The organism is Micromonospora sp. NPDC047740, from assembly GCF_043204735.1.
GTDB lineage: Bacteria > Actinomycetota > Actinomycetes > Mycobacteriales > Micromonosporaceae > Micromonospora.
In genome coordinates this window covers 276,949-295,709 of sequence record NZ_JBIDCT010000002.1, presented here as the reverse complement: position 1 = coordinate 295,709, position 18,761 = coordinate 276,949, and the positions used below count along the sequence as shown (strand labels likewise).

Here is an 18,761-nt window from a genome sequence, read left to right as displayed (position 1 = left end):
GGCCTTTCTCCGCCTGCCGGGCCGGTCAGGGCCGCGCGCCGGTCTCCGTCCGGGCCACCGTCCAGGCCTCGGCCTGCTCGCTGAGCGTGACGCCGAGGCCGGGCCGGTCGGGGACGACCATCCGGCCGTCCCGCAGCTCCAGCCGCTCGTTGAAGAGCGGCCCCAGCCAGTCGAAGTGTTCCACCCAGGTCTCCCCCGGGTACGCGGCGGACAGGTGCAGGTGGATCTCCATGGCGAAGTGCGGGGCCATCGACAGTCCCTTGTGGTCGGCCAGGGTGGTGATCCGCAGGAACTGGGTGATGCCGCCGACCCGGGGCGCGTCCGGCTGGATGAAGTCCACCGCGTCGGCCTCGATCAGCCGCCAGTGCTCGGCCGGGCTGGTCAGCATCTCCCCGGTGGCGATGGGGGTGTCCAGGGTGGCGGCCAGCCGGGCGTGCCCCTCGACGTCGTACGCGTCCAGCGGCTCCTCGATCCAGACCAGGTTCAGCGGTTCCATGGCCCGGCCGAACCGCTGGGCGGTGCGCCGGTCCCACTGCTGGTTGGCGTCGATCATGAGGGGGAACCGGTCGCCGAGCGTCTCCCGGACCGCGGTAACCCGCTTGAGGTCGGCCGCGGTGTCCGGCTGCCCCACCTTGATCTTGATGCCGCCGATGCCGCCGGCGACCAGCGCCCGGGCGTTGTCCAGCACCTCCTCCAGCGGGCTGGACAGGAAGCCGCCGGAGGTGTTGTAGCAGGGCACCGAGTCGCGGTGGGCGCCGAGCAGCTTGGCCAGCGGCAGGCCGGCCCGCTTCGCCTTGAGGTCCCACAGGGCGATGTCGAGCGCGGCGATCGCCTGGGTGGCCAGGCCGCTGCGGCCGACCGAGGCGCCGGCCCAGACCAGCTTCTGCCACAGCCGGGCGATGTCGTTGGGGTCCTCGCCGACAAGCTCCGGTGCCACCTCGGCGGCGTGGGCGAACAGGCCCCGGCCGCCGGCCCGCTTCGAGTAGCTGAAGCCCAGGCCGTGGTGGCCGTCGGCGGTGACCACGTCGGCGAAGAGGAACGCCACCTCGGTCAGCGGCTTCTGCCGGCCGGTGAGCACCTTGGCGTCGCTGATCGGGGTGCGCAGCGGCAGGTACACCAGGCGCAGGCCGACCCAGGCGATGCGGTCGCCGGAGGCGGCAGGGGACGAAGCGGCGGCCGGGTGCGCCGGGGCGGGAGAGGTCACCATCACTCCTCGGTTCGGGTGGCGGCGACGGCGAGGCCGCCGTCTGGGGTGGTCACCTGGTGCTCGACCTGGGCGGCCTGCCGGCCGCGGACGGCCCGCAGCGCCGGTACGACGACCACGGTCAGCACCAGCAGGGCGACCAGCGCCGCCGAGACGGGACGCTGGACGAAGCCGGTGAAGTCGCCCTCGAAGAGGCGCATCGATCGGCGGAACGACGACTCGAGCAGCTCGCCGAGGACGAACGCCAGCACGAACGGGCCGGGCTCGAAACCGAGCTTCTTCATCCCGTAGCCGACCAGGCCGAGCGCGACCACGAGGAACATGTCGAAGACGTTGTTCCGGATGCTGTAGACGCCGACCATGGTGATCAGCACGGTGAGCGGGGCCAGGATACCGGCCCGTACCCGCAGCAGGCGGACGAAGACGCCGATCAGCGGGATGCTCAGCAGCAGCAGGAAGATGTTCCCCACGTACATGGAGTTGACCACGCCCCAGAACACGTCCGGGTGCTCGGTGATGAGCTGCGGCCCGGGCGGGATGCCCTGCAGCAGCAGCGCGCCGAAGAGCACCGCCATGGTCGCGTTCGCCGGTACGCCGAGGGTCAGCAGCGGGATGAAGGACGAGGTCGCGGCGGCGTTGTTGGCGCTCTCCGGGCCGGCGACGCCCTCGATGGCGCCCTTGCCGAACCGGGACGGGTCCTTCGCCGCCCGCTTCTCCACGGCGTACGCGACCAGCGAGGACATGGTGGCGCCCCCGCCGGGGAGCACCCCGAGGACGAAGCCGACCACGGAGCCGCGCAGCACGGCCAGCCGGGACCGCAGCCACTCCGGCCGGGTCGGGATCGCTCGCCCGAAGGACAGCACGGCCGGTTGGGGTCGCAGCCGGTGTTCCAGGTTGTAGAGGATCTCCCCCACCCCGAACAGCCCCATGGCGACGATGACGAAGTCGATGCCGTCGGCGAGCTGGTCGCTGCCGAAGGTGAAGCGGGGGGTGCCCACCATCGGGTCCAGGCCCACGGTGGCCAGCAGCAGGCCGACGCCGGCGGCGGCCACGCTCTTGACCAGGGAGCCGCTGCCGAGGGTGGCGACCATGAAGATGCCGATCAGCGCCAGCAGGGTGTACTCGGCCGGTCCGAACTGCAGGGCGAAGTCGGCGACCAGCGGCGCGATGAGGGTGAGCAGGATGATCGAGGCGGTGCCGCCGATGAACGAGCCGATCGCGGCGATGCCCAGCGCCGAACCGGCCCGGCCCTTGCGGGCCATCTGGTAGCCGTCGAGCGCGGAGACCACGGTCGACGCCTCGCCGGGCAGCCGGAGCAGCACCGAGGTGATGGTGCCGCCGTACTGGGCGCCGTAGAAGATGCCGGCCAGGAGGATGACCGCCGCGGCGGGCTCGATGCCGTACGTGACCGGCAGCAGGATGGCGATGGTGGCCGCGGGTCCCAGCCCGGGCAGCACCCCCACCAGCATGCCCAGCGTCACGCCGAGCAGGCAGTAGAGCAGGTTCTGCGGTTCGAACACCACCGCGAACCCGGACAGCACGGGGGTCAGGTCCATGGTGGATCTCCTCTCTGGCGGAGGGTCAGATGACGATCAGGTGGGGCAGCGGCACCCCGAGCGCGGTGATGAAGAGCCCGTACAGGGCGGCCGTCGTGAGCACCGACACCAGCGCGGTGGTGCGCCATCCCTCGCGCCCGAAGAACCGCAGCCAGAGCACCAGCACCAGCACGGTGGGGATCTCGAAGCCGACGAGCTCGAACAGGAACGCGTAGAGGGCGAGACTGGCGGCGCCGACGAGCACCACGCCGGCGCCCCGGGTGAAGGCCTCGGTGTCCGTCGTCCCGCGGGCGCGCAGCACCAGGGCCACCCCGCTGACCAGCAGCAGCACCGCGACGATCGTCGGCCACAGGCCTGGGCCGGGCTCGGTCAGCGTGCCGAGCCCCAGCCCGTGGGCCAGCCAGAGGGTGGCCAGCCCGAGCAGCACTGGCACCGCGCCCGCCACGGTGGCGAGGACCGGGCCGCCCGGGGAGATCTCCTCCCCGGGCGGCGCGGTCGCGGGCTCCGCGGCCTCCTGCGGCACGGCGGCCGACCCGCCCGGCGTCTCGGGCGGTACGGCGTCGGCCCGGGCGGCCGGTCGGGTGTCGCTCACCGTCATTTCCCGGATCCGAAGGTGAGGCCGAACTTCTTGCTCAGGTCGGCGTACTCCTTGGCGGCGTCGGTCAGGTGCTGGCGCGCCTCCTGGTCGGAAACCTCCCAGCGCTCCATGTAGTTGTCCTTGAGGAACTTGTCGTACGCGGCGTCCTTGCGTGCCTCGGCGAAGGAGTCGGTCAGCTTCTTGGCGACCGCGTCCGGCAGGCCGGTGGGCGCGACGATGAAGCGGCGCTGGTCGACCACCACGTCGAAGCCCTTCTCCGGGGCGGTCGGCACGTCGGGCAGGTAGCTGCTGCGCTTCTCGGAGAAGATCGCGAGCGGGCGGAACTTGCCGGCCTTGATCTGCGGCATGGTCTCGGCGAGGGAGCCGGAGAGAACGTCCACTTGCTTGCCGAGCAGGGCGGTCGCGGCCGGCGCGCCCCCGTCGAAGGGCACGTCGGTGGCCTTGACGTTGGCCGCCTTGAACAGCAGGGCCTGGGAGAGCTGGGCGCCGGTGCCCACGCCGGTGGTGGCGTACCGGAGGGACGGGGCCTTGAGCAGGTCCTCCAGCGTCTGGTACGGCGAGGCCGCGTTGACCACGAGGACGTAGTCCTCCTGGGTGAGCGTGGTGAGGATGGTCATCTTGTCCGGCTGGATGGCGGTGGGGTCCTGCACGGCCAGCGGGGTGATCGCGAAGAGCGACTTCACCAGCAGGGCGATGTTGTAGCCGTCCGGCGCGGACGCCAGCACCTCCTTGCCGCCGACGGCGCCGTTGGCGCCCGGCTTGTTGGTGACGACCACCGACTGTCCGAGCGGCTTCTCGGCGGCCTTGCCGATGGCCCGGCTGATCAGGTCGCCGCTGCCGCCCGGGGCGAACGGCACGGTGAACTGGACCGCGCGGGTCGGGTAGTTGCTGTCCGCGGCGTCCTTGCCGCCCTGCACGCCGGAGCAGGCGGCGACCGGCAGCACGGCGAGCGCGGCGAGGGCGGCCAGCAGCCGGCGGCGGGACGGGGACGGGAGGGGGGATCTCATGACGACTCCTCGTGCGTGTGTGGGGGTGGTGGGGGTCAGCCCCGGACCAGGCACGGACGTTTGGGGTGGAACGTCCAGTCGGGGATGAGGTAGCGCATCGCCTCGGCGTCGTCGCGGGCGCCGAGGCCGTGTTCCAGGTAGAGCTGGTGGGCCGCCTCGACCCGGTCCAGGTCGAGCTCGACGCCGAGGCCCGGCGCGGTGGGGACCGCGATGGCGCCGTCGGCGATGGTCAGCGGGTTCTTCGTGAGCCGCTGGCCGTCCTGCCAGATCCAGTGGGTGTCGATGGCGGTGATCTCGCCGGGCGCGGCGGCCGCGACGTGGGTGAACATCGCCAGCGACACGTCGAAGTGATTGTTGGAGTGCGAGCCCCAGGTCAGCCCCCAGGCGTCGCACAGCTGGGCGACGCGCACCGAGCCGGCCATGGTCCAGAAGTGCGGGTCGGCCAGCGGGATGTCGACCGCGTCGGCGCGGATCGCGTGGCCCAGCTCCCGCCAGTCGGTGGCGACCATGTTGGTGGCCGTACGCAGGCCGGTGGCCCGGCGGAACTCGGCCAGCACCTCGCGGGCCGAGAAGACCCCCTCGGCGCCGCACGGGTCCTCGGCATACGCGAGCACGTCGCGCAGCTCGCGGCAGAGCGCGACGGCGTCCCGGAGGAGCCAGCCGCCGTTGGGGTCGAGCGTGATCCGGGCGTCCGGGAATCGGCCGGCCAGCGCCCGCACCGCCTCGGCCTCGACCGGGCCGGGCAGCACCCCGCCCTTGAGTTTGAAGTCGCGGAAGCCGTAGCGGGCCCGGGCCGCCTCGGCCAGGGCGACGACGGCCTCCGGCGTCAGCGCCTCCTCGTGCCGCAGCCGCAGCCAGTCGTCGGCCGCGTCCGGCTCGCTCCGGTACGGCAGGTCGGTCCGGTTGCGGTCGCCGACGAAGAACAGGTACCCGAGGGTGGGCACGCTGCTGCGCTGCTGGCCGTCGCCGAGCAGGGCGGCCACCGGCACCTCCAGGTGCTGGCCGAGCAGGTCCAGCAGCGCCGCCTCCAGCGCGGTCACCACGTGCACGGTGGTCCGCAGGTCGTACGTCTGCGCGCCTCGGCCGCCGGCGTCGCGGTCGGCGAAGCGTGCCCGGACGGCGGCCAGCACGCCGTGGTGCTGCCCGACGGGCCGGCCGAGCACCAGGTCCCGGGCGTCGGAGAGGGTCTGCGTGATGGCCGGGCCGCCGGGCACCTCGCCGACGCCGAGCCGTCCCTCGCTGTCGGTGAGGAGCACCAGGTTGCGGGTGAAGAAGGGGGCGTGCGCGCCGCTGAGGTTCAGCAGCATGGAGTCGTGCCCGGCGACCGGCACGACCCGCATCCCGGTCACCACGGGGGTGCGGGGCGGGGTCACGGTGGGCACCTCGGCAAGTTGGCTGGTCATGGCTCAGTCCCGTCCCGGATGGCCGTCGACGCGTCGCCACAGCCCCAGCGGATTGTCGTCGGCGAGTTCGGCGGGCAGCAGGTCGGCCGGCACGTTCTGGTAGCTCACCGGACGCAGGAAACGGTCGATCGCCAGGGTGCCCACCGAGGTGCTCCGCGGGTCGGAGGTGGCCGGGAAGGGGCCGCCGTGGACCACGGCGTGCCCCACCTCGACCCCGGTGGGCCAGCCGTTGACCAGCACCCGGCCGGCTTTGAGCTCCAGCTCGGCGAGCAGTCGGCGGGCCTGCGGGTGGTCGGCGGGGGCCGCGTGCACGGTGGCGGTGAGCTGCCCGTCGAGCCGGTCGACGATCTCCCGCAGCTGGTCGTCGCCGGTCACCCGGACCACCACGGTCACCGCGCCGAAGACCTCCTCGCGCAGAGCCGGCTCGGCCAGGAACGTCGCGCCGTCGGTGACCAGCAGGCCGGTCCGGCCGGCGCAGGCGATGCCCGCGTCCGCGGCGCCCCGGGCCACGGCGCGTACCCCGTGGAGCGCGGCCAGTCGGTCGACGCCCCGGTCGTACGCGGCGTGGATGCCGGCGGTCAGCATCGGCGCCGCCGGGACGCCCCGGACGGCCTCGGCGGCGGCCGCGACGAACTCGTCGAACCCGTCGCCGTCGGGCAGGAAGACCAGGCCGGGGCTGGTGCAGAGCTGGCCGACGCCGACGGTCACCGAGCCGATCAGGGCGGCGCCCAGCTCGGCGCCCCGCTCGGCCAACGCGCCGGGCAGCACGAACACCGGGTTGACGCTGGACATCTCGGCGTACACCGGGATGGGTTCTGGGCGGGCGGCGGCTGCGGCGACCAGGGCCAGCCCGGCGGCGCGGGAGCCGGTGAACCCGACCGCCCGGATCCGGGGGTGGCGGACCAGGGCGGCGCCCAGCCCCGGGCCGTCGCCGTACAGCAGGGAGAAGGTGCCTTCGGGCAGGCCGTGCTCGCGTACCGCGGCCTGGACGGCCCGGCCGACCAGCTCGGACGTGCCGGGGTGGGCCTCGTGCGCCTTCACCACCACGGGGGCGCCGGCGGCCAGCGCCGAGGCGGTGTCGCCGCCGGCGACGGAGAAGGCCAGCGGGAAGTTGCTCGCGCCGAAGACCGCGACCGGGCCGAGCGGGACACGACGCTGCCGCAGGTCCGGTCGGGGCAGCGGGACCCGGTCGGGCTGGGCGGGATCGATCCGGACGTTGAGCCAGTCGCCGTCGCGGACGACCGAGGCGAAGAGCCGGAGCTGGTTGCAGGTACGGGCTCGTTCGGCGAGCACCCGGGCCGCCGGGATGCCGGTCTCGGCCACCACCCGCTCGATCAGGGTGTCGCCGAGCGCCTCGAGGTTGGCGGCGATGCTCTCCAGGAACGCGGCCCGGGTCGCCAGGTCGGCGTGCCGGTAGCCGTCGAACGCGGTCCAGGCGAGTTCGGCGGCGCGGTCGACCTCGGCGGCGCCGCCCAGGCCGTACGCCGGTTCCAGCGTCCGCCCGCTACGCGGGTCGACGGCCCGGACCTCGCCCTCGTTGCCGTGGACCTCGGCGGAACCGATCAGCATGGCGCCGGTGAGCGGCGTGGTCTCGGTGGTGGTCATGGCGGTCAGCCCAGCTTCTCGATGAGGGTGGCCAGCGCGCCCTGCTCGTCGGCGGTGAGGTCGGTCAGCGGCGGCCGGACCGGGCCGGCGGGGCGGCCGACGATCCGCATCCCGGCCTTGATGATCGAGACCGCGTAGCCGGCCTTGCGGTTCCTGATCTCCAGGTACGGCAGCACGAACTCGTTGAGCCGGGTGTAGACGCCGGCCCGGTCCTGGGCCCGCACGGCGGCGTAGAACTCCAGCGCGAAGGTGGGGGCGAAGTTGAAGATCGCGGACGAGTAGGTGGTGACGCCCAGCTCCAGGTAGGGCAGAGCGAACGTCTCCGCGGTGGGCAGGCCGCCGATGTAGAGCAGCCGGTCGCCGATCGTGGCGTACAGCCGGGTCATCAGCTCGATGTCGCCGACGCCGTCCTTGAAGCCGATCAGGTTGGGGCAGGTCGCCACCAGCTGCTCCATGGTCGGCACGGTGAACCGGCCGTTGGCCCGGTGGTAGACGACCACGCCCAGCGAGGTGGCCGCACAGACCGCCCGGACGTGGGCGGCGAGGCCGTCCTGGCTCGACTCGGTCAGGTACGGCGGAAAGAGCAGGATGCCGTCGGCGCCGGCCCGCTCGGCGTCGCGGGCCAGGTCGACCGCCTGGGCGGTGCCGAAGCCGGCCGGCGCGATGATCGGCGTCGTGCCGCCGCTTGCCGCCACCGCCGCCCGCACCACCCGGGCGATCTCGTCCGGGGTCAGGGAGAAGAACTCCCCGGTGCCGCCCGCGGCGAACAGCCCCGCCGCCGGGTACGAGGCGAGCCAGCTCAGGTTCTCCCGGTACGCGGCCTCGTCGAACTCCAGCTCGGGGGTGAAGTGGGTGACGGGGAAGGACAGCAATCCGCTCCCCAGCACGCGCTGAAGCTCTTCCGGCGTGTGTCGCGTCATCTCGCTGGACTCCTGTTTCGGGTAGGTGACCAGGAGGTTAAGCACCTCGGGTGATACCGGTCCAACACGAGTTGGGCATTGGCTGATACCTTCCCGGCATCATCGCTGGAGGTGCCATGTTCACCCTCGATCAGCTGCGGGGCTTCGTGGCGGTCGCCGAGGAAGGCCACGTCGGGCGGGCGGCCGCCCGGCTGCGGATGACCCAGCCGCCGCTGAGCCGCCAGATCCAGCGGCTGGAGCGCGCCACCGGGCTGCTGCTGTTCGAGCGGACGTCCACCGGCGTCACCCTCACCCCCGCTGGCCGGGTCTTCCTCGACGAGGCGCGGCGGCTGCTCACGCTGGCCGCCACCGCGCCGCTGACCGCGCGCCGGGTCGCCGACGGCACCGCCGGGTCGATCCGGATCGGCTTCACCGCCGTGTCGGCGCTGACCGTGCTCGGGCGCTGGATCGCCACCGCGGCCGAACACCTGCCCGGCGTGGACCTGGTGCTCTCCGAGATGGTCACCCGGGTCCAGCTCGACGCGATCCTCGCCGGCGAGCTGGAGGTGGGGCTGGTCCGCGAGGTGCCGCGCAGCGAGCTGCTCGCCTCCCGGCTGGTGCACACCGAGTCGCTGGTGCTGGCGGCGCCCCGCGACCACCCGCTGACCCGGCTCGGCCGCCCGCCCCGGCTCGCCGACGTCGCCGAACACGACGTGGTCACCTACTCGCCCTCGGAGGCGTGGTACTTCTACGAGCTGGTGGTCGCCGCGTTCCACCAGGCCGGCGTCGCCCCCCGGTACGTCCAGCACATCAGCCAGGTGCACACCCTGCTGTCGGTGGTCAACGCCGGCCTGGGGGTGGCCCTGGTGCCGCGCTCGGCGTCCGCGCTGCGGCTGGAGAACCTGGCCTTCCTCGACGTGACCGACATCGAGGAGGGCACGGTGAAGCTGCACTGCGTGTGGCGCACCGGCCACCAGAACCCGGCCCTGGCGGCGCTGCTGGCGCGGGTGACCGGCTGACCAGGCACCCGCGCCGACGCTCGGTCAGGCCGCCGGCAGGAGCACCTTGGCGGCCAGCTTGGCCAGCTCGCGCAGCGCCTTGCCACGGTGGCTGACCGCGTCCTTCTCCTCCGGGGTCAGCTCCGCGTTGGTCCGCTCCTGACCGTCGCCCAGGAAGATCGGGTCGTACCCGAAGCCGCCGTCGCCGCGGGGCGCCCGCAGCAGCCGGCCCGACTGCCGGCCGTCGACCAGGTGCTCCTTGCCGCTCGGCAGCACCAGCGCCACCGTGCAGACGAAGGCGGCGCCCCGGTGCTCGTCCGCCAGGTCGGCGATCTGGTCCAGCACCAGCTGGAAGTTGGCCCGGTCGTCGCCGTGCCGGCCGGCCCAGCGGGCGCTGAACACGCCCGGCATGCCGTTGAGCGCGTCCACGGCGAGCCCGGAGTCGTCGGCGATGGTCGGCAGGCCGGTACGCCGGCAGCCCTCCCGCGCCTTGATCAGCGCGTTCTCGCCGAAGGTCAGGCCGGTCTCCGGCAGCTCCGGATACTCCTCGACGTCGTCCAGCCCGAGCAGGGCGATCCGGTGCGCGCCGAGCGCGCCGTCGAGGATCCGCTGGAGCTCGACGAGCTTCTTCCGGTTCCGGGTGGCGAGCAGGACCGTGTTCATGAGAGATCACCTTCGTTCGCGACTGCGGGGCTCACAAGCTCGCTCCTCGCGCTCACTGGAGCGCCTTCCGCTGCGCGTCGGCCAGTTCCAGGCAGCCCACCACGCCCAGGTCCAGCAGGGCGTCGAGCTGCTCCCGGGCGAAGACGCCGGCCTCGCCCGTCCCCTGCACCTCGACGAAGTCGCCGGTCCCGGTGCAGACCACGTTCATGTCGACCTCGGCGGCCACGTCCTCCTCGTAGCAGAGGTCCAGGCGCGGCTCGCCGGCGATGATGCCGACGCTGACCGCGGCCACCGAACGGTGCATCACCTTCTCCACCTTGCCGGCCAGGGCCTTGCGCTCGGCCAGCCAGGTCACCGCGTCGTGCAGCGCCACGTACGCGCCGGTGATCGCCGCGGTCCGGGTGCCGCCGTCGGCCTGGAGCACGTCGCAGTCGAGCACGATCGAGTTCTCGCCGAGCGCCTTCAGGTCGATGGAGGCGCGCAGGCTGCGGCCGATCAGCCGGGAGATCTCGTGGGTACGCCCGCCGATCTTCCCGCGCACGCTCTCCCGGTCGGAGCGGGTGTTGGTGGCCCGGGGCAGCATCGCGTACTCGGCGGTGACCCAGCCCAGCCCGGAGCCCTTGCGCCAGCGGGGCACCCCCTCGGTCACGCTCGCCGTGCAGAGCACCCGGGTCGCGCCGAACTCGACGAGGACCGAGCCCTCCGGGTGGGTGCTCCAGCCCCGGGTCAGGGTCACCGGTCGGAGTTGGTCGGGCCGCCGCCCGTCAGGTCGCGCCATGCCTGCACCTTATGCGGTGTCGTGATCGAAGCGCGCCGCGGTGTGCCCTCTGCCTGGGCGGGTCGGTGGCCCGGGCCTGAAGCGCGGGCCGGTCGGTTCCGTCCGACCCGGCAGTGGCGGGGGCCCAGCTCGCCGCCGGAACGAGCGGAGTGGCACGGGTCAGGGCGGGCCGGGTGCCTCCGTGGCGGGCTCGGCGGGGACCGGTGCAACGCCGTGCGCGCGGAGGAAACCGGCGACTGCGGCGGGCCAGCCGAACTCCTCGGCCCGGCGCCGGGCGGCCGACCGCCGCGCCGCCTCGGGGCGCTGAAGCAGCCGGACGACCGCGGCGGCGATTGCCGACGGGGTGCCGTAGGCGGCCAGCCCGCCCGGCCCGATCACCTCCGGCAGCGCACTGGCCGCGTTGGCCACCACCGGGGTGCCGCTGGCCAGCGCCTCCAGCCCGGCCAGGCCGAAGGTCTCCACCGGACCGGGTGCGAGCACCACGTCCGCGCTGGCCAGCAGCGCGGCGATGGCGGCCCGGTCGGGCAGGAAGCCGGCGAAGTGCACCGGCAGGCCGGCCGCGCGCCGGGCCAGCGTCGCCCGCAGCGGCCCGTCGCCGACCATCACCAGCACCGCGGGTACGCCGGCGCGGCGCAGCCGGGCGAGGGCGGCCACCGCCAGCTCGGGGCGTTTCTCCACCGACAGCCGGGCGCAGTGCACCAGCAGCACCTCGGTGTGGTCGGCGTACCGCTCGCGCAGCACCGGGTCGGTGCGGTCGGGATGGAACGTGGTCAGGTCGACCCCGAGCGGCACCAGGTCGACGGGCGGGCCGGCGAGCCGGTCGAACTCCTCCGCCGCCCAGCGGGTGGTGCAGACCACCCGGTCGTAGTGGCGCAGGGTCTCCCGGTTGAGCCGGTCGGCGACCCGCCGGGCCGCGGCGCCCGGCAGCCGCCACTGCCCGAGCAGCCCGGTCAGGCTCTCGTGCGAGACCATCACCGACGGCACGCCGTGCGCCCGGGCCCACCGGCCGGTCCAGCGCAGGGTGCTCCGGTCGGAGACCTCCAGCCGGTCGGGCGCCAGGTCGGCGAGCATCCCGGCGAGCCGGCGCCGGTCGGTCAGCAGCCGGTACCCGCCGCTGCCCGGCAGCACCGGTCCCGGCAGCGTGACCACGCGGCCCCACGGCTGCCGGGTGTCGCCGTACCGCTCGCCGGGGATCACCAGCACCGGTTCGTGGCCGGCGGCCAGGTAGCCCTCGCCGAGGTGCCGCAGGGCGGTACGCAGCCCGCCGGAGCGGCCGGTCACGAAGTTGGCCACCCGGACGATGCGTACCCCGCTCACCTGGGGGCCCGGAGGCCGGCGAGCGACGTGCCGGCGACGGCGGCCTGGTAGTGCCCGACCAGCTCGTCCCCGACGGCGCTCCAGCTGCGGCGGCTGACCGCCGCCCGGGCGGCGGTGCCGTACCGGGTCCGGCGGTCGGCGTCGGCGACCAACTCGGCCACGGCGGCGGCGAGCGCGTCCCCGTCGTCGGGCGGGACCAGCAGCCCGGTCACGCCGGACTCGACCAGGTCGACCGGTCCACCGCTGGCCGGCGCCACCACCGGCACCCCGCTGGCGGCGGCCTCCTGCAGCGTCTGCCCGAACGTCTCGTGCGGGCCGGTGTGGACGAACACGTCGAGGCTGGCGTAGAGGCGGGCCAGCGCTTCCCCGTGCTGCACGCCGAGGAACCGCACCCCGGGCAGGGCGCGTTCGAGTTGCCGGCGGGCCGGGCCGTCGCCGGCCACCACCACCCGTACGCCGGGCAGCCGGGCCGTCGCCGCGAGCAGTTCCACCCGCTTCTCGGGGGCGAGGCGGCCCACGTAGCCGACGAGGAGTTCGCCGTCGGGCGCCAGGGTCCGGCGCAGCGGGTCGCTGCGCCGGGTCGGGTGGAACAGGTCGGCGTCCACGCCCCGCCGCCAGAGCCAGATCCGCTGGATCCCGTTGGCGATCAGGTCGGCGGCGGCGCGGGTCGACGGCGCGAGGTTGCGCTGCGCGCAGTTGTGGATCTCGCGGAGCCGGCGCCAGGCCGCGGCCTCACCCCAGCCGACCCGGTACGCGCGGGCGTAGGAGGCCACGTCGGTCTGGTAGACGGCGACGACGGGCAGGTCGTGCCGGACGGCCAGGGTCGCCCCCGCCGCGCCGAGGACGAACGGGCTGGCGAGGTGGACGACGTCCGGCCGGTGGCCGAGCAGGGCGGCGGCCAGCCCGGCGGTCGGTACGCCGAGCCGGAAGCCCTGGTAGCGCGGCAGCGGCAGGCTGGGGATCCGCACCACGGGGTAGGGGTGCGGTTCGGTGGGTCGGTGCCGGCCCCGGGCCGGCGCGGGCGCGATGACGAGCGGCTCGTGTCCCCGCGCCACGAGGTGTTCGGCGGTCCGGACGACGGAGTTCGCCACGCCGTTCACGTCCGGCGGGAACGACTCGGTCACGATGGCGATCCGCATGGCCCGAGGGTGCGGGCCGGACGGGTGCGTCAGGCGACCAGCCGCTGACGGATCGGCGAACACTACGGCAACGCGGCGCGCCGCCGTCGTGGTCAGACGTCGTAGCAGGCGCCGGGGCGGACCACGTCCAGCGGCCCGACGTACGCCCCGGCCGCCGACTCGACGGTGTGCGCCTCGCTGCCCCAGGCCGCCACCAGATGGGTGAGCAGCAGCCGACCCACCCCTGCCTTGGTGGCCGCCTCGCCGGCCTCCCGGCCGGTCAGGTGCAGGTCCGGCGGATTCTCCACGCCGTCGAGGTAGCTGGCCTCGCAGAGGAAGAGGTCGGCGCCCTGGGCGAGGCGCAGCAGCGCGTCGCAGGGCGCGGTGTCCGCCGAGTAGCAGAACACCCGGCCGTTGTGTTCCAGCCGCACGCCGTACGTCTCGACCGGGTGGTTCATCCGGTCGACGGTGACGGTGAACGGGCCGATCGGGAAGGTGCCGGGCTGGAGCCCGTAGAACTGGTAGACGTCCTCGACCGTGCTGTCCTCCTGCCCGTACGCGCCGGCGATCCGGTCCGGCGCGCCGGAGGGGGCGTAGACCGGCAGGGGCGGGTATGGGCCGTCCGGGGCGTAGCGGCGCACCACCACGTAGGACGCCGCGTCGAGCATGTGGTCGCAGTGCAGGTGGGTGAGGAGGATGGCGTCGGGGGCGTGCAGCCCGACGTAGCGCTGGAGGGTGGAGAGCGCCCCCGGGCCGAAATCGATCAGGAGGCGGAAGCCCTCCGCCTCCACCAGGTAGGCGGAGCAGGGGGACTCGGGGCCGGGGAAGCTGCCCGCGCAGCCGAGGACGGTCAGTCGCATCCGGTCGCCCTGATGTCACGCTTCGTAGTCGAAACGCCGGCAGTCGCTCCGCCGATGATCACAACCGACGCGTACGCCACGCTGCGCAGCCTACGCGTCGGTCCGGGCGGGCAAGAATGATCCAACGGAAGTTGTCATCAACGTGACACCCGTACACGTCCGATGCCGACACGGCGGGGGCGGGCCGGCCGGCGGATGACGCCAACCGGCCCGAACCGCCAACGGTCAGGCCCAGAGCTGCCCCTCGAGAGCGTCCTCGGCGTCCGCCAGGGTGCCCCCGTACGCCCCGGTCGACAGGTATTTCCAGCCGCCGTCGGCGACCACGAACGCGACGTCGGCCGGGCGGCCCGCCCGGACCGCCTCGTGCGCCACCGCCAGGGCGGCGTGCAGGATCGCGCCGGTGGAGAAGCCGGCGAAGATCCCCTCCACCTCGACAAGCTGCCGGGTACGCAGCACCGCGTCCCGGGTGCCCACCGAGAACCGCCGGGAGAGCACCCCCGCGTCGTAGAGCTCGGGGACGTAGCCCTCGTCGATGTTGCGCAGGCCGTAGACCAGCTCGCCGTAACGGGGCTCGGCGGCGACGATCTGGATGCCGTCGACCTTCTCCCGCAGGAAGCGTCCGGTGCCCATCAGGGTGCCGGTGGTGCCCAGACCGGCCACGAAGTGGGTGATCGTGGGCAGGTCGTGCAGCAGCTCCGGCCCGGTCGTCTCGTAGTGCGCCCGGGCGTTCGCCTCGTTGCCGTACTGATAGAGCATCACCCAGTCGGGGTGCTCGGCGGCGATCTGCTTCGCGGTGGCGACGGCCTGATTCGAGCCGCCGGCGGCCGGCGAGAAGATGATCTCCGCGCCGTACATCCGGAGCAGCTGGACGCGCTCGGTGGAGACGTTCTCCGGCATCACGCAGACCAGCCGGTATCCGCGCAGCTTGGCCACCATGGCCAGGGAGATTCCGGTGTTGCCGCTGGTCGGTTCCAGGATGGTGTCACCCGGCCGGAGCTGCCCCGCCGCCTCGGCCGCGCGGACCATGAACAGGGCGGCCCGGTCCTTGATGCTGCCGGTCGGGTTCCGGTCCTCCAACTTGGCCCAGAGCCGCACCTGCGGCGCCCCGTCGGGCACCGTCGGCGAGAGCCGGGGCAACCCGATCAGGGGCGTACCGCCGCAGGCATCGAGCAGGCTGTCGTACCGCGCCATGACGGCCGCCGTCAGCGGCGCGCTGCGCGCACGCCAGCCGCCGCGGCGGCACCGTGCTGCGCGATCGCGGCTGCCGCCGCACTGTGCTGCGCGATCGCCGCGGCGGCGGCGAAGCCGAACGCGCCGCCCGCCACGGCCGGCAGGATGGTGACGCTGTCACCGTCGTTGAGCTTGGCGTCGAGCGCGCCGAGGAAACGGACGTCCTCGTCGTTGACGTAGACGTTGACGAACCGGTGCAGCGCGCCGGCGTCGGTGACCAGCCGGGCCTTCAGGCCGGCGTGCCGGGCGTCCAGGTCGGTGAGCAGGTCGGCGAGCGTGTCGCCGGTGCCCTCGACGACCTTCGCGCCGCCGGTGTAGCTGCGCAGGATGGTGGGGATGCGAACCTCGATGGCCATGATGTCTCGTGCTCCTTGAACGGGTAGTGCCAGGTGACGGGGGGAAAGAAGGAGGTGCCGGCGCTGAAAGGTCAGCGGCCGGAACACTCGTAGTCGACCGTCGCCGGGCTCTGCCCGAACATGTAGGACTGGACGGCGTGCGGGTCCACGGCGGCATCCACGATCCGGACCGGCTCCTCGGTCACCACCCCGTCGACGATGCGGAAGGAGCGGATCTCCTCCGTGTCGGGTTCGCGGGTCGAGACGAGCAGGTAGTGCGCTCCCGGCTCACCGGCGAAGGAGATGTCCGTCCGGGACGGATACGCCTCCGTCGCGGTGTGCGAGTGGTAGATGACGACCGGCTCCTCGTCACGGTCGTCCATCTCCCGCCACAACCGCAGCTGCTCCATCGAGTCGAACTCGTAGAAGGTCATGGAGCGGGCGGCGTTCTCCATCGGGATGTGCCGGGTCGGGGTGTCGCTGCCGGCGGGACCGGCGACCACGCCGCACGCCTCGTCCGGGTGGTCCCGACGCGCGTGGGCCACGATCGCGTCGATGATCGACCGGTCGATGCTCAGCACGCCGACCAGCCTAGCGCCTGGGCGTCACGGGCGGCGAGGTGGTGACCGTCACGAATCAGTCGATCAGGGCGTTGAGCAGGGATTCCTGCAGATACCCGAGGTACGCGTAGACCGACAGTTGGAACACCCGGGAGGAGGTCGGGTCCGCGGCGACCGCGTCGTCGAGCTCCTCCCCGAGGTCCATGCCGTCCTTGATCTCCAGCCGGACCCCCATGGCCAGCCGGGCGTCGTTGAGCGCCCGCAGCCACGCCTCGGCCGCCTCCGCGTCGAGGCGCACCTCGCCGCCGGCCTCACCGTCGGGCAGCGCGGCGAGGATGGCGCCAGCCTGGTCGATCTTGGCGGTCTTGAGGTCACCCTCGGTGTAGCGGCGGAACTCCGCGGCGCTCGCCGCGTCCTCCGGGTAGACCGCGGGGAACAGCCGGCCGACCACCGGGTCGCCGTGGTCGAAGCCGTCGGTGAGCAGGCCGACCACCTCGGAGGCGACCTTGCGCAGCACCCGGACCTCGTCCACCGCGAAGGTGGCCACGTAGCGGTCGCCCTGGCGACGGAACATGCTCACGACCGGTCCACCGTCGCCCACAGGCCGTACGCGTGCAGCTGCGACGCGTCGTGCTCCATCCGCTCCCGGGCGCCACTGGAGACGACCGCCTTGCCCTTGTGGTGCACATCCAGCATGAGCTGCTCGGCCTTCTCTCGGCTGTACCCGAAGAGCTTCTGGAACACCCAGGTCACGTACGTCATGAGGTTGACCGGATCGTCCCAGACGATGGTCACCCAGGGCCGGTCGGAAGCCGGCACCTCTTCAGTGTCCGGCGTCTCGACCGGCGCAACCTGTGGAGCCGCCATGCCCCCCATCGTGCCACCGGATCCGGGGAACCGATGAACCGGAACGTCACCCCGGCCCGGATCACCCGCCCGGGCCGCCCACGGCGACCCGGCCGGCCGGCCGGCGAGCCCGACCTCAGGCGAGCAGGATGCCGTGGTCGACAGCATCGGTGAGCACCGCCCCCAGCGAGAGCCGGATCACCTCGAAGCGACGGGACACCTCGCGGGACAGTTCCAGCTCGACCTCCCGCAGTGCCCGCTGCGACCAGGAGCGGGCGCTGTTCGGGTCGTCGTTGCCGGGAACGCGCCAGTGCTGCCAGCAGCCGCCGGAGAGCGCCACCCCGATGGGCGGCAGCACCTCGTCGCGGGCCGCACCGGGGAAGCCGGCCAGGGCGTCCGTCGCCCCGGTGCCGCTCAGCCCGGCCACCCCGGCCGTGCTGGTGACCAGGAGCACCCGGTCCAGCTCCCCGCCGACCGGCTGGTCGGCGAGGCCCCACCGGACGGCGTGGGTGATCCGGCGCCGCACCCCCTCCGCCAGGGGCGCGCCGAAGACCCGGGCCGCCAGGTCATCGACGATGCTCCGGACCGCCTCGTCGCACTGGGCGGTGGCGAGCAGCGACAACGCCTCCATCTCCCGGTCGAGCAGCTGCGGCAGGCCCGCGCAGCCGACCCCGAAGACGATCTCCTGCACCACCCGGAGGTGGATGTTGGCCAGTTCCAGGGCGAGGTGCTGGCGGATCCGCTGGGCGCACGAGCGGGCCTGACGGTCGAGGCGATCGGTGAGGTCGCCCGGGTCGAGCCCGGGCAGGACGGCCACCCGGTGGTGCACGCCGGGCGGCTCCGGCGGGTGGGCGCTGGCCCGCCGCAGTCCCTCGTCCGCCGCCCAGCCCACCAGGGCGCGGCGCAGGGCCGAGTGGTCCGCCTGCCGCACCGGGTACCAGCGGGCCGAGGCGAGGCCGGGCACCGCGGACAGCAGGGCCGCCCGGTGCGCCGCCAGGGAGACCTCCGCCGGGTCGACCCGGCGGTCCGCCGCACGCGGCCCGGGCGGCCGGGCACGACCGGCCGACGCGACGGACGCCCCCGGGTCCTCCGTCGTCGTCGGGCCGGCCGCCGGGGCCGCCCAGCCGGCTGCCCCGGGGGTGACCGCGAAGAACACCTCGACCCGGGCCCGGGCCACCTCCGCCAGCAGGTGCAGCTCGGCGGCGGTGAACGCCTGGTCGGCGGAGATCACGAAGAGCAGGGCGCCGGCCCGGCCGACCGCGTCGAGCAGCACCTGGTCACCGGCGACGCCGAGGGAGCCGGTGTCCGGCGTGTCGAGCACCGAAAAATGGCGCAGCAGCGGGTCGGGCAGGCTCAGCTCCACCCGGCGCGGCGGACGGGCCAGTGCGGGGCCGGCCGCGAGCGGATCCGCGCCGTACGAGTGCGGCTGGCGGTAGCCCGGCACGTACGCGGCGCGGGTCGGCACCTTGGCGTGGTTGACGAGCAGGCAACTGCCGGCGGGCACGGCCAGCATGCCGGGCGCCACCTCGAGCAGGCCGGCGAGCAGCTCGCGCCGACCGGCGCCGGCCGGACCCGCGACGACGACGGCCAGCGGCTCCTCGGGGCAGGGCTCGGTCACCCCGAGCCGGGTGGGCAGCGGGGCGCAGCGGGTTCGCTCGGCCGGCGCGCCCGGTTCGGACACGTCGACCGAGGGCAGCGGACGCCGCTTCATGAGATGGCCTCCCAACCAGGCGACCGGGTTGCGGACCGCGTCGCGTGGGAAATCCTGCGGTTAATCTGGGCTG

19 protein-coding genes are annotated in these 18,761 nt (G+C 73.8%); 1 reads left to right on the top strand and 18 read right to left on the bottom strand.

Going from position 1 to position 18,761, the window contains the following annotated elements:
• Nucleotides 1-25: 25 nt before the first annotated feature.
• From ACGF4F_RS05935 to kdgD, 7 genes are read right to left on the bottom strand one after another with little or no spacing between them, the layout of a single operon-like run.
• Nucleotides 26-1,204 carry a mandelate racemase/muconate lactonizing enzyme family protein gene (locus ACGF4F_RS05935; protein ID WP_393075374.1) on the bottom strand — a complete coding sequence of 393 codons (1,179 nt, stop codon included), beginning with the start codon at nucleotides 1,202-1,204 and terminating at the stop codon, nucleotides 26-28.
• A gap of 2 nt (nucleotides 1,205-1,206) precedes the next feature.
• Nucleotides 1,207-2,760, bottom strand: a complete 1,554-nt coding sequence (locus ACGF4F_RS05930; RefSeq protein WP_393075371.1) for a tripartite tricarboxylate transporter permease — start codon at nucleotides 2,758-2,760, stop codon at nucleotides 1,207-1,209.
• Between the two features lie 25 nt (nucleotides 2,761-2,785).
• Nucleotides 2,786-3,352, bottom strand: coding sequence for a tripartite tricarboxylate transporter TctB family protein (locus ACGF4F_RS05925; RefSeq protein WP_393075368.1), 567 nt, complete (start codon nucleotides 3,350-3,352; stop codon nucleotides 2,786-2,788).
• A gap of 2 nt (nucleotides 3,353-3,354) precedes the next feature.
• On the bottom strand, nucleotides 3,355-4,365 hold the full coding sequence (locus ACGF4F_RS05920; protein WP_393075365.1) for a tripartite tricarboxylate transporter substrate binding protein: 1,011 nt from the start codon (nucleotides 4,363-4,365) through the stop codon (nucleotides 3,355-3,357).
• 35 nt (nucleotides 4,366-4,400) lie between these two features.
• A complete protein-coding gene (gudD, locus tag ACGF4F_RS05915; protein WP_393075362.1) occupies nucleotides 4,401-5,768 on the bottom strand; it encodes a glucarate dehydratase in 1,368 nt (455 codons plus the stop codon).
• A gap of 3 nt (nucleotides 5,769-5,771) precedes the next feature.
• On the bottom strand, nucleotides 5,772-7,373 hold the full coding sequence (locus ACGF4F_RS05910) for an aldehyde dehydrogenase (NADP(+)) (RefSeq protein WP_393075359.1): 1,602 nt from the start codon (nucleotides 7,371-7,373) through the stop codon (nucleotides 5,772-5,774).
• A 5-nt stretch (nucleotides 7,374-7,378) separates the two neighbouring features.
• The gene (kdgD, locus tag ACGF4F_RS05905; RefSeq protein WP_357434036.1) at nucleotides 7,379-8,293 is read right to left on the bottom strand and encodes a 5-dehydro-4-deoxyglucarate dehydratase; all 915 of its coding nucleotides are present in this window, start codon (nucleotides 8,291-8,293) and stop codon (nucleotides 7,379-7,381) included.
• A gap of 116 nt (nucleotides 8,294-8,409) precedes the next feature.
• Between kdgD and ACGF4F_RS05900 the strand changes: the two genes are divergently transcribed.
• A complete protein-coding gene (locus ACGF4F_RS05900; protein ID WP_357434038.1) occupies nucleotides 8,410-9,291 on the top strand; it encodes a LysR family transcriptional regulator in 882 nt (293 codons plus the stop codon).
• Between the two features lie 24 nt (nucleotides 9,292-9,315).
• Here ACGF4F_RS05900 and rdgB read toward each other — a convergent pair whose 3' ends face one another.
• From rdgB to ACGF4F_RS05845, 11 genes are all read right to left on the bottom strand, one after another.
• Nucleotides 9,316-9,933 carry an RdgB/HAM1 family non-canonical purine NTP pyrophosphatase gene (rdgB, locus tag ACGF4F_RS05895; protein WP_073832363.1) on the bottom strand — a complete coding sequence of 206 codons (618 nt, stop codon included), beginning with the start codon at nucleotides 9,931-9,933 and terminating at the stop codon, nucleotides 9,316-9,318.
• Nucleotides 9,934-9,985: 52 nt separating this feature from the next.
• A complete protein-coding gene (rph, locus tag ACGF4F_RS05890; protein WP_393075354.1) occupies nucleotides 9,986-10,711 on the bottom strand; it encodes a ribonuclease PH in 726 nt (241 codons plus the stop codon).
• Between the two features lie 159 nt (nucleotides 10,712-10,870).
• On the bottom strand, nucleotides 10,871-12,028 hold the full coding sequence (locus ACGF4F_RS05885; RefSeq protein ID WP_393075351.1) for a glycosyltransferase: 1,158 nt from the start codon (nucleotides 12,026-12,028) through the stop codon (nucleotides 10,871-10,873).
• A complete protein-coding gene (locus ACGF4F_RS05880; protein ID WP_393075348.1) occupies nucleotides 12,025-13,167 on the bottom strand; it encodes a glycosyltransferase family 4 protein in 1,143 nt (380 codons plus the stop codon). Before ACGF4F_RS05880 ends, ACGF4F_RS05885 begins: the two co-directional genes overlap by 4 nt.
• A 92-nt stretch (nucleotides 13,168-13,259) precedes the next feature.
• Complete coding sequence (locus ACGF4F_RS05875; RefSeq protein ID WP_357434048.1) at nucleotides 13,260-14,006, bottom strand: MBL fold metallo-hydrolase; 747 nt, start codon at nucleotides 14,004-14,006, stop codon at nucleotides 13,260-13,262.
• A gap of 225 nt (nucleotides 14,007-14,231) precedes the next feature.
• Nucleotides 14,232-15,197, bottom strand: coding sequence for a PLP-dependent cysteine synthase family protein (locus tag ACGF4F_RS05870; protein ID WP_393075345.1), 966 nt, complete (start codon nucleotides 15,195-15,197; stop codon nucleotides 14,232-14,234).
• An 11-nt stretch (nucleotides 15,198-15,208) separates the two neighbouring features.
• Nucleotides 15,209-15,592, bottom strand: coding sequence for a MoaD/ThiS family protein (locus ACGF4F_RS05865; protein WP_393075342.1), 384 nt, complete (start codon nucleotides 15,590-15,592; stop codon nucleotides 15,209-15,211).
• Between the two features lie 71 nt (nucleotides 15,593-15,663).
• Nucleotides 15,664-16,152 (bottom strand): Mov34/MPN/PAD-1 family protein, encoded by a 489-nt coding sequence (locus ACGF4F_RS05860; RefSeq protein ID WP_073832356.1) that lies wholly within the window; start codon nucleotides 16,150-16,152, stop codon nucleotides 15,664-15,666.
• A gap of 55 nt (nucleotides 16,153-16,207) precedes the next feature.
• On the bottom strand, nucleotides 16,208-16,705 hold the full coding sequence (locus ACGF4F_RS05855; RefSeq protein ID WP_357434301.1) for a DUF2017 domain-containing protein: 498 nt from the start codon (nucleotides 16,703-16,705) through the stop codon (nucleotides 16,208-16,210).
• 2 nt (nucleotides 16,706-16,707) lie between these two features.
• Nucleotides 16,708-16,998 (bottom strand): ATP-dependent Clp protease adapter ClpS, encoded by a 291-nt coding sequence (gene clpS, locus ACGF4F_RS05850; RefSeq protein ID WP_357434056.1) that lies wholly within the window; start codon nucleotides 16,996-16,998, stop codon nucleotides 16,708-16,710.
• A 115-nt stretch (nucleotides 16,999-17,113) separates the two neighbouring features.
• A complete protein-coding gene (locus ACGF4F_RS05845; protein WP_357434058.1) occupies nucleotides 17,114-18,688 on the bottom strand; it encodes a hypothetical protein in 1,575 nt (524 codons plus the stop codon).
• Between the last annotated feature and the right edge of the window lie 73 nt (nucleotides 18,689-18,761).

Excerpts from the sequence above, each read along its gene's own strand:
- ACGF4F_RS05930 (WP_393075371.1), bottom strand. The coding sequence starts at position 2,760 with ATGGACCTGACCCCCGTGCTGTCCGGGTTCGCGGTGGTGTTCGAACCG.
- ACGF4F_RS05920 (WP_393075365.1), bottom strand. The coding sequence starts at position 4,365 with ATGAGATCCCCCCTCCCGTCCCCGTCCCGCCGCCGGCTGCTGGCCGCC.
- gudD (WP_393075362.1), bottom strand. The coding sequence starts at position 5,768 with ATGACCAGCCAACTTGCCGAGGTGCCCACCGTGACCCCGCCCCGCACC.
- ACGF4F_RS05910 (WP_393075359.1), bottom strand. The coding sequence starts at position 7,373 with ATGACCACCACCGAGACCACGCCGCTCACCGGCGCCATGCTGATCGGT.
- kdgD (WP_357434036.1), bottom strand. The coding sequence starts at position 8,293 with ATGACGCGACACACGCCGGAAGAGCTTCAGCGCGTGCTGGGGAGCGGA.
- ACGF4F_RS05900 (WP_357434038.1), top strand. The coding sequence starts at position 8,410 with ATGTTCACCCTCGATCAGCTGCGGGGCTTCGTGGCGGTCGCCGAGGAA.
- rdgB (WP_073832363.1), bottom strand. The coding sequence starts at position 9,933 with ATGAACACGGTCCTGCTCGCCACCCGGAACCGGAAGAAGCTCGTCGAG.
- rph (WP_393075354.1), bottom strand. The coding sequence starts at position 10,711 with ATGGCGCGACCTGACGGGCGGCGGCCCGACCAACTCCGACCGGTGACC.
- ACGF4F_RS05880 (WP_393075348.1), bottom strand. The coding sequence starts at position 13,167 with ATGCGGATCGCCATCGTGACCGAGTCGTTCCCGCCGGACGTGAACGGC.
- ACGF4F_RS05875 (WP_357434048.1), bottom strand. The coding sequence starts at position 14,006 with ATGCGACTGACCGTCCTCGGCTGCGCGGGCAGCTTCCCCGGCCCCGAG.
- ACGF4F_RS05870 (WP_393075345.1), bottom strand. The coding sequence starts at position 15,197 with ATGGCGCGGTACGACAGCCTGCTCGATGCCTGCGGCGGTACGCCCCTG.
- ACGF4F_RS05865 (WP_393075342.1), bottom strand. The coding sequence starts at position 15,592 with ATGGCCATCGAGGTTCGCATCCCCACCATCCTGCGCAGCTACACCGGC.
- ACGF4F_RS05855 (WP_357434301.1), bottom strand. The coding sequence starts at position 16,705 with ATGTTCCGTCGCCAGGGCGACCGCTACGTGGCCACCTTCGCGGTGGAC.
- clpS (WP_357434056.1), bottom strand. The coding sequence starts at position 16,998 with ATGGCGGCTCCACAGGTTGCGCCGGTCGAGACGCCGGACACTGAAGAG.
- ACGF4F_RS05845 (WP_357434058.1), bottom strand. The coding sequence starts at position 18,688 with ATGAAGCGGCGTCCGCTGCCCTCGGTCGACGTGTCCGAACCGGGCGCG.